The organism is Microcoleus sp. K1-B1, from assembly GCF_036704705.1.
In the GTDB taxonomy this organism is placed as follows: Bacteria; Cyanobacteriota; Cyanobacteriia; order Cyanobacteriales; family Microcoleaceae; genus Microcoleus.
This window is the reverse complement of record NZ_JAUBSH010000165.1, coordinates 1-5,974: the sequence shown is the minus strand read 5'-3', so window position 1 is coordinate 5,974 and position 5,974 is coordinate 1. Positions and strand designations below refer to the sequence as shown.

At 47.1% G+C, this 5,974-nt stretch carries 4 protein-coding genes; 3 read left to right on the top strand and 1 reads right to left on the bottom strand.

Annotation, left to right across the window (positions count from 1 at the left end):
- Positions 1–47: 47 nt before the first annotated feature.
- Positions 48–578, bottom strand: coding sequence for a hypothetical protein (locus QUA83_RS29865; protein ID WP_333297804.1), 531 nt, complete (start codon positions 576–578; stop codon positions 48–50).
- A 357-nt stretch (positions 579–935) separates the two neighbouring features.
- Here QUA83_RS29865 and QUA83_RS29860 point away from each other — a divergent pair, with 357 nt between their 5' ends.
- From QUA83_RS29860 to QUA83_RS29850, 3 genes are all read left to right on the top strand, one after another.
- Entirely contained in the window at positions 936–2,858 is a 1,923-nt protein-coding gene (locus QUA83_RS29860; protein ID WP_333297802.1) for an ABC-F family ATP-binding cassette domain-containing protein, read from the top strand.
- A 684-nt stretch (positions 2,859–3,542) separates the two neighbouring features.
- Positions 3,543–4,763, top strand: a complete 1,221-nt coding sequence (locus tag QUA83_RS29855; protein WP_333297800.1) for a hypothetical protein — start codon at positions 3,543–3,545, stop codon at positions 4,761–4,763.
- A 333-nt stretch (positions 4,764–5,096) separates the two neighbouring features.
- The gene (locus QUA83_RS29850) at positions 5,097–5,672 is read left to right on the top strand and encodes a TIGR04376 family protein (protein WP_333297798.1); all 576 of its coding nucleotides are present in this window, start codon (positions 5,097–5,099) and stop codon (positions 5,670–5,672) included.
- The last annotated feature ends 302 nt before the right edge of the window (positions 5,673–5,974 follow it).

The following is a 5,974-nucleotide window of genomic DNA, read 5'->3' as shown; positions in this document are numbered from 1 at the left end:
TTTTTGAACCAACACTCAATGGAACTGCTGCTCCATCGAATCCTTAATTAATTTACGAATGATTTGCGATCGCTATAGTAGACTTCAAGCTTGTCGGGTATATCGCTAGACCGATCAAAATAATTTCTTAAAGCATCTGGAAAAGGTGCTGCTCTGGGTGCTTCTCCTGGGGTTGGCACCTCCCCAGCTAAAATATGACCAACCACAGCTCTAATTAATCTTTGAGGCTTCACTATTAAATCTATTTTTTCTGGCAAAGATAGCCCTAGCTCTCGCTGAACTCTCACCATGCTAGCTACTTGCTTAGACACCTTAATCAGTTCCGGATCATATTCTGTACCCAGCAAATTATTATTACAGTTTCCGCAAATAGAGAGTAGGTTAAGTCCACTTTGAGAATCTCTTGGCTTTTCACTTGGCTCCGAGAGGTACTGTGTTAGTGTTCTTAACTCGACAAGTGTTGGTTTGACACAGCCTTGTGGAGGAATGTGATCGCGTGTAAATTTACAAGGCTTCTTACAAATATTACAGAATCCTTCTTTTTGGTTCCTAAATTTTACTTGCTTATTTGTTTTCATGCTGTTTAATATCTTAATATCTACATCTTACCGCATACGGTTTTTATTTGTCAATCTCAACATCCGATCGCCATTCACCCAAAATTAACCCATTTAATCAGGTTTATCATACTGCTAAATCAGTATAATCTGTCTAAATGTCAACTACTGCAAACAGCTTATCTATGTCTACATCCGCTCCCTCTGAGTCGCCATAAGCATCTCCTATTCTTAACATTTATCAAGATTTACATAGTCATAAAAATCGAGTTCGCCCTTGTCTTGAAGAAGTTTCATCGGAACGACAGACCATATCGATGCAGCCGGACTCGATCGAACTTGCGTTAAACTAAGTCAGGTAAATGACTTTCTATACAGATGACTATTTTTACTCTGCGATCGATCAAAAAAGACTTCGGCATCAAGGAACTCTTGACAGATGCCAGCTTCAGCCTCGATGAAGGCGATAAAGTCGGACTCATCGGCACTAACGGTTCCGGGAAATCAACGCTGCTGAAAATGATTGCGGGTATGGAGTCGATCGACTCTGGCGATCGCTGGGTCAATCCAGGGTCTACAATTGTCTATCTCCCCCAACAGCCGGATTTAGACGAAAATCACACTGTGTTAGAGCAAGTATTTGCCGACAGTGGCGAACAAATGGCTTTAGTGCGAGAATACGAGGAAATTTCCGATCAATTGTCCCACGGCAAAGGCGATACAGACAAGTTGATGGCGCGTCTGTCTGCGGTGTCTGAACGCATTGATGAGGTGGATGCGTGGGACTTGGAAACCAAGGCGAAATTGATTTTGACCAAGTTGGGGATTGAGGATTTTGATGCGAAAATTGCCGACTTGTCCGGCGGCTACCGCAAGCGAATTGCCTTAGCAACGGCTTTGTTGTCCGAACCCGATGTGTTGCTGATGGATGAACCGACAAACCACTTGGATGCGCTGTCTGTGGAGTGGTTGCAGAACTATTTGAACGGATATCGCGGTGCTTTGCTGCTGATTACGCACGATCGCTATTTTCTCGATCGCGTTACCAATCGCATCCTGGAGATCGATCGCGGCGACCTTTACAATTATGCTGGCAATTACGCTTATTACTTGGAGAAAAAAGCCTTAGCTGAAGAATCCGCAGCCAGCAGTGTTCGCAAACACGCGGGTGTATTGCGGCGCGAATTGGAATGGCTCAAACGCGGGCCGAAAGCGCGCAGTACCAAGCAAAAAGCTCGGATCGATCGCATTAAAGATATGCGATCCCAGGAGTTCAAAACAGCCAACGGCAAAGTCGAAATTGCGACAGCGGGCCGCCGGATTGGTAAGAAAGTGATTGAGTTACTGAATATCTCTAAAGCTTACGGCGATCGCACTTTAATTAAAGATTTTACCTACAATTTCACTCCCGAAGACCGGATAGGAATTATCGGCTGCAACGGTGCGGGAAAATCGACGCTGATGGATATCATCACCGGACGCATTCAGCCGGATTCGGGTACTGTCGAAATTGGGACAACCATTCATATCGGTTATTTTGACCAGCATTCAGAGGATTTGACGCCGAACGAAGACCAGCGAGTTATTGAATACTTGAAAAGTGTGGCCGAGTTGGTGCAAACGGCAGATGGGGAAATCATTACCGCTTCTCAAATGTTGGAAAAGTTTCTGTTTCCACCGAACCAACAGTATGCACCGATTAACAAACTTTCGGGCGGGGAAAAGCGCCGGTTATTTCTGTTAAAAGTGCTGATGAGTGCGCCGAACGTGCTGATTTTGGACGAACCGACAAACGACCTAGACGTGCAGACTTTGGCGGTTTTGGAGGATTATCTCGAAGATTTTAACGGCTGCGTAATTGTGGTGTCCCACGATCGCTATTTTCTCGATCGCACGATCGACATGGTTTTCGCCTTAGAACCGGGTGGCAATTTGCGCTTGTATCCCGGTAATTATTCGGTGTATTTAGATTACAAAAAAGCGGAAGAAGCCAAGGAACTCAAAGGGCAAAAAGAAAAAGAAAAACTTACACGGACGGCTGAATCTAATAATTCCAAATCCCAAAGCTCCACTCAAAAATCTACCAAAGTTTCCTTCAATGATAAGCGGGAGTACGAACAATTAGAAAGTCAAATTCCGAAGATGGAAGCTGAGAAACAAGAGATTGAGAAGAGGTTGTCTAACAATGCTCCGAGCGGGTTTGCGGAGGTAAAGAAGTTATCGGATCGTTTAGCTCAGTTGACGCAGCAGATCGATCATGCGACTGAGCGCTGGTTGGAGTTAGCCGAACGGGTTGGTTAATTTAAGCTATCCGAGTGTGGTGTTTAGCTCCTGCTAACAATGGCAGGAGCTAAAGGAATTATGGCGGAAAAAATCCCAGGCTGAAACGAATATATTGACAAATTTCAAGAGTTTTTTTATTTTGATATTACAAATAGTCTGGTAAAAAAATATTAGTAATAATTCTTATTTAGCCGACGGTTTGGCAACCTTTGACAATTTATTACCTAAGTGTGATGAAGCTATGGTAGTATTAAAGTTATAAAATCGGTCACCTGTTACTACTGTCCAGCAAACTGACCAACAAACTTAAGACGGTTAAAAGTCGGAAATCCTTGTGTAAGCTCCAAGGCGATCGGAAACAGCGGCAAAAAACCCGCTTTTTTTGCGAGAGCCTCAAGTAAAGCTGTATGTCAAAAACTGCGAAGCCCCGGAGGGTGGGGTTGACAAAAGCAGTAGAATATGGACTAAAAGTCAGGGTATGCAAATAAGACTGGCAGCACAAAACAGGGGCGAAAAGGCCCAAAACAGGTAAAACAAAAGTCGATCGGGCAAAGTAAGTTGGCCGAGGACTAAAAATATGCTGATGGGTGAGATACAATTGACCTGTTCTTAACCAAGAATTGGTCAACATCACAAGTATCCTGTAGAAGTCTGAAGTTGAGAATCTCAGGGTTGTCGAGGAGCGGGAGCAAACAGAAAACTATGCCTCAAAAAGTAATCGCCAAACAGATGTCTTTGGAATCAGCGTCAGAGCCGATCGCCGTGGTTGCGACGGTGGAAACAGTGCCACCTGAAGCAGTGGCAGTAGAGTCCTACGCCGATCGGTTGATGGACGAACTGTTTGAAGGAGTCGATCAAGCATTCGACGGCAGTGGCGGACTGCCATCCGAGCCCGTGCAGCCTGAATTCGTGGCGCTCAAGTCGATCTCGGTACCTCAAATAGTTTTGTCGCAGTTGGCACCCCCCCAGCCGCAGCGGGGCGAAAAAGACGTAGAAGCGATCGCCCGCCAAGTCGCCCTAGAAACCACCAAAAAACAGCAGTCCAAACAATCATTCGACAGAATCCTGCTCGGAGCAGCATGTGGGTCGCTGCTGCTAGTCATGGGGTTGTGGCTGGCAAGCAGGTCGGGACTCGTGCGCTTGCCCGCAGCCCCCGCACCAGAGACCCCGACAGCAAGTGGCAAAACAGCACCAGACACCCCGTTTGTCGAATACGTGCAGCGCTCGCTAGAAGCGATCGAACAAAAAAAAGCACCCCAAGCTAACCCCCAACTTGCAGGAGTTCCCGGAGCCCCCACCCCAGGGACGCTGCCGAGTATTCCAATTTCCGGCGCGCCGCCGGCAACCGGAGGTCTTTCGACAGCAGTCAACCGCATTGCTAATGCCCTCGAACAAGCTGCCTCGCAGCCGGGAGCACCAGCACCCCAAGTCGTAGTCATCCCTCCCCCCGCTCAGGTAACTGTGGCTCCTGCTGCTCCGGTAGCTGCGGCTCCTGCGGCTCCTCAAACCGCGGCAGTTTCCCCCTCGCCTGCTGCTCCAGCCTCCGGTCGTGCGATCGCCGCTGCGGGCAATCGAGATCCCCTCGCCGCTTCCCCTTCCCCCTCGGAGTCTCCCCAGCCAAAGATTTTGGCTCGCGAAACCGAACCGGCACCAGCGCCCGCAGCCCAGCAATCGGCGCCCGCGCCCGAGCAATCCGCACCCGCAGCCAGCAGCGCTCCAACTTCCGCGCACACGCTGGTAGGGATTTTGGAGTTGGGCGATCGATCGGCTGCTTTGTTTGAAGTAGACGGCGTAGCCCGCAGAATTTATGTGGGCGAAAGCATAGGCGCTAGCGGTTGGACGCTGGCAGAAATCAAAAATCAAGAAGCAGTGATTCGCAAGGGAGGAGATGTGCGATCGGTTTTTGTCGGCCAAAAGTTCTAATCAGTCATCAGTTAGGAGTCATTAGTCATCAGTCATTAGTTATGACTTAGGTCATCGGTAATCAGTAATGGGCAGCGATCGGGCTGTACCTCACGAGCAGTGAAAACAGTTATAATATAGGAACCGCCAAGACGTTCTTAATTGCTGAAACCATTGCTTTTATTGCTTATTCCTTCTATCCGTTAAATCGCTTCCCAATTCGTTACCGAACTTTCTTCTGCTATAACTAACAGCTCAGGATCGATAATCGAGATCCAGTGACTAAGAACGAATGACTAATAACTAATGACAATGACTAATGACCCCGGACTAATGACTGAGGATTTATAAAAAATGGGCTTATTTGATGATTTCAGCCGATTCCTAGAAACCAGATTAGAAGAATTTTTGCGTAGCAATCCCCATCTGGAATTGCAGGCAATAGAAGAACAACTGAAGGAACAAGAAGAAGACACTCTGCGGCTGATTCTGGATATCCAAAAACAAGAGAAAAAACTGCAAGCCGAAATTCTCTCCGCCGCTCAAGAAATTCAGCGCTGGAACGATCGCATCAACAAAGCTAAAGCTGCTCAAAGGCTCGATTTAGCTCAAGCCGCCCAAGAGCGACAAGCAGCTTTGCTGCGTCAGGGAAATCAGCGCTGGGGTCAAATGCAAGGCTGCAAAGAACGGATTGAAAAAGCAAAAGAACTGTACCGCCAAATTCAAGTACGGCGAAAAGAAGTCCGAGCAAAAGCGGCAGAAGCGGCAGCTCGCCCTACCACTAAAACAGAGCCAAATTGGGATACAAATGGTTGGAATCAGAGTTCAAATTATAATAGTTTTAATGCGGCAGATCCTTTAGAAGAAAAGTTTCAACGCTGGGAAGCAGACGAAGAACTCGCTCAAATGAAGCGCAATATAGGCCGATAGTTAGGAAAGCATCCCAATCCTTTAGGGACGGGTTCACCCGGAACTCGGATTCCCCATGCAAATATTCGTCAACCCCCGATTCGCTGCGGTAGGGCGATCGCTCGATCAGACTTGATATAATTACCCTTCTAAAAGGGTACGGACAATTAATCAATTATCTCTACAATATTCTCACCTAATTAATTAGCGTTGCATATTTATGGTATAAGCAAAAGCTCTAATCAAGCTGGGGGGGTGACAACCAGCCTGAAACCCAGAGGTGGTGAGGATTGAGCCAATGTGTGCTAAAAAAAGATAGGCAG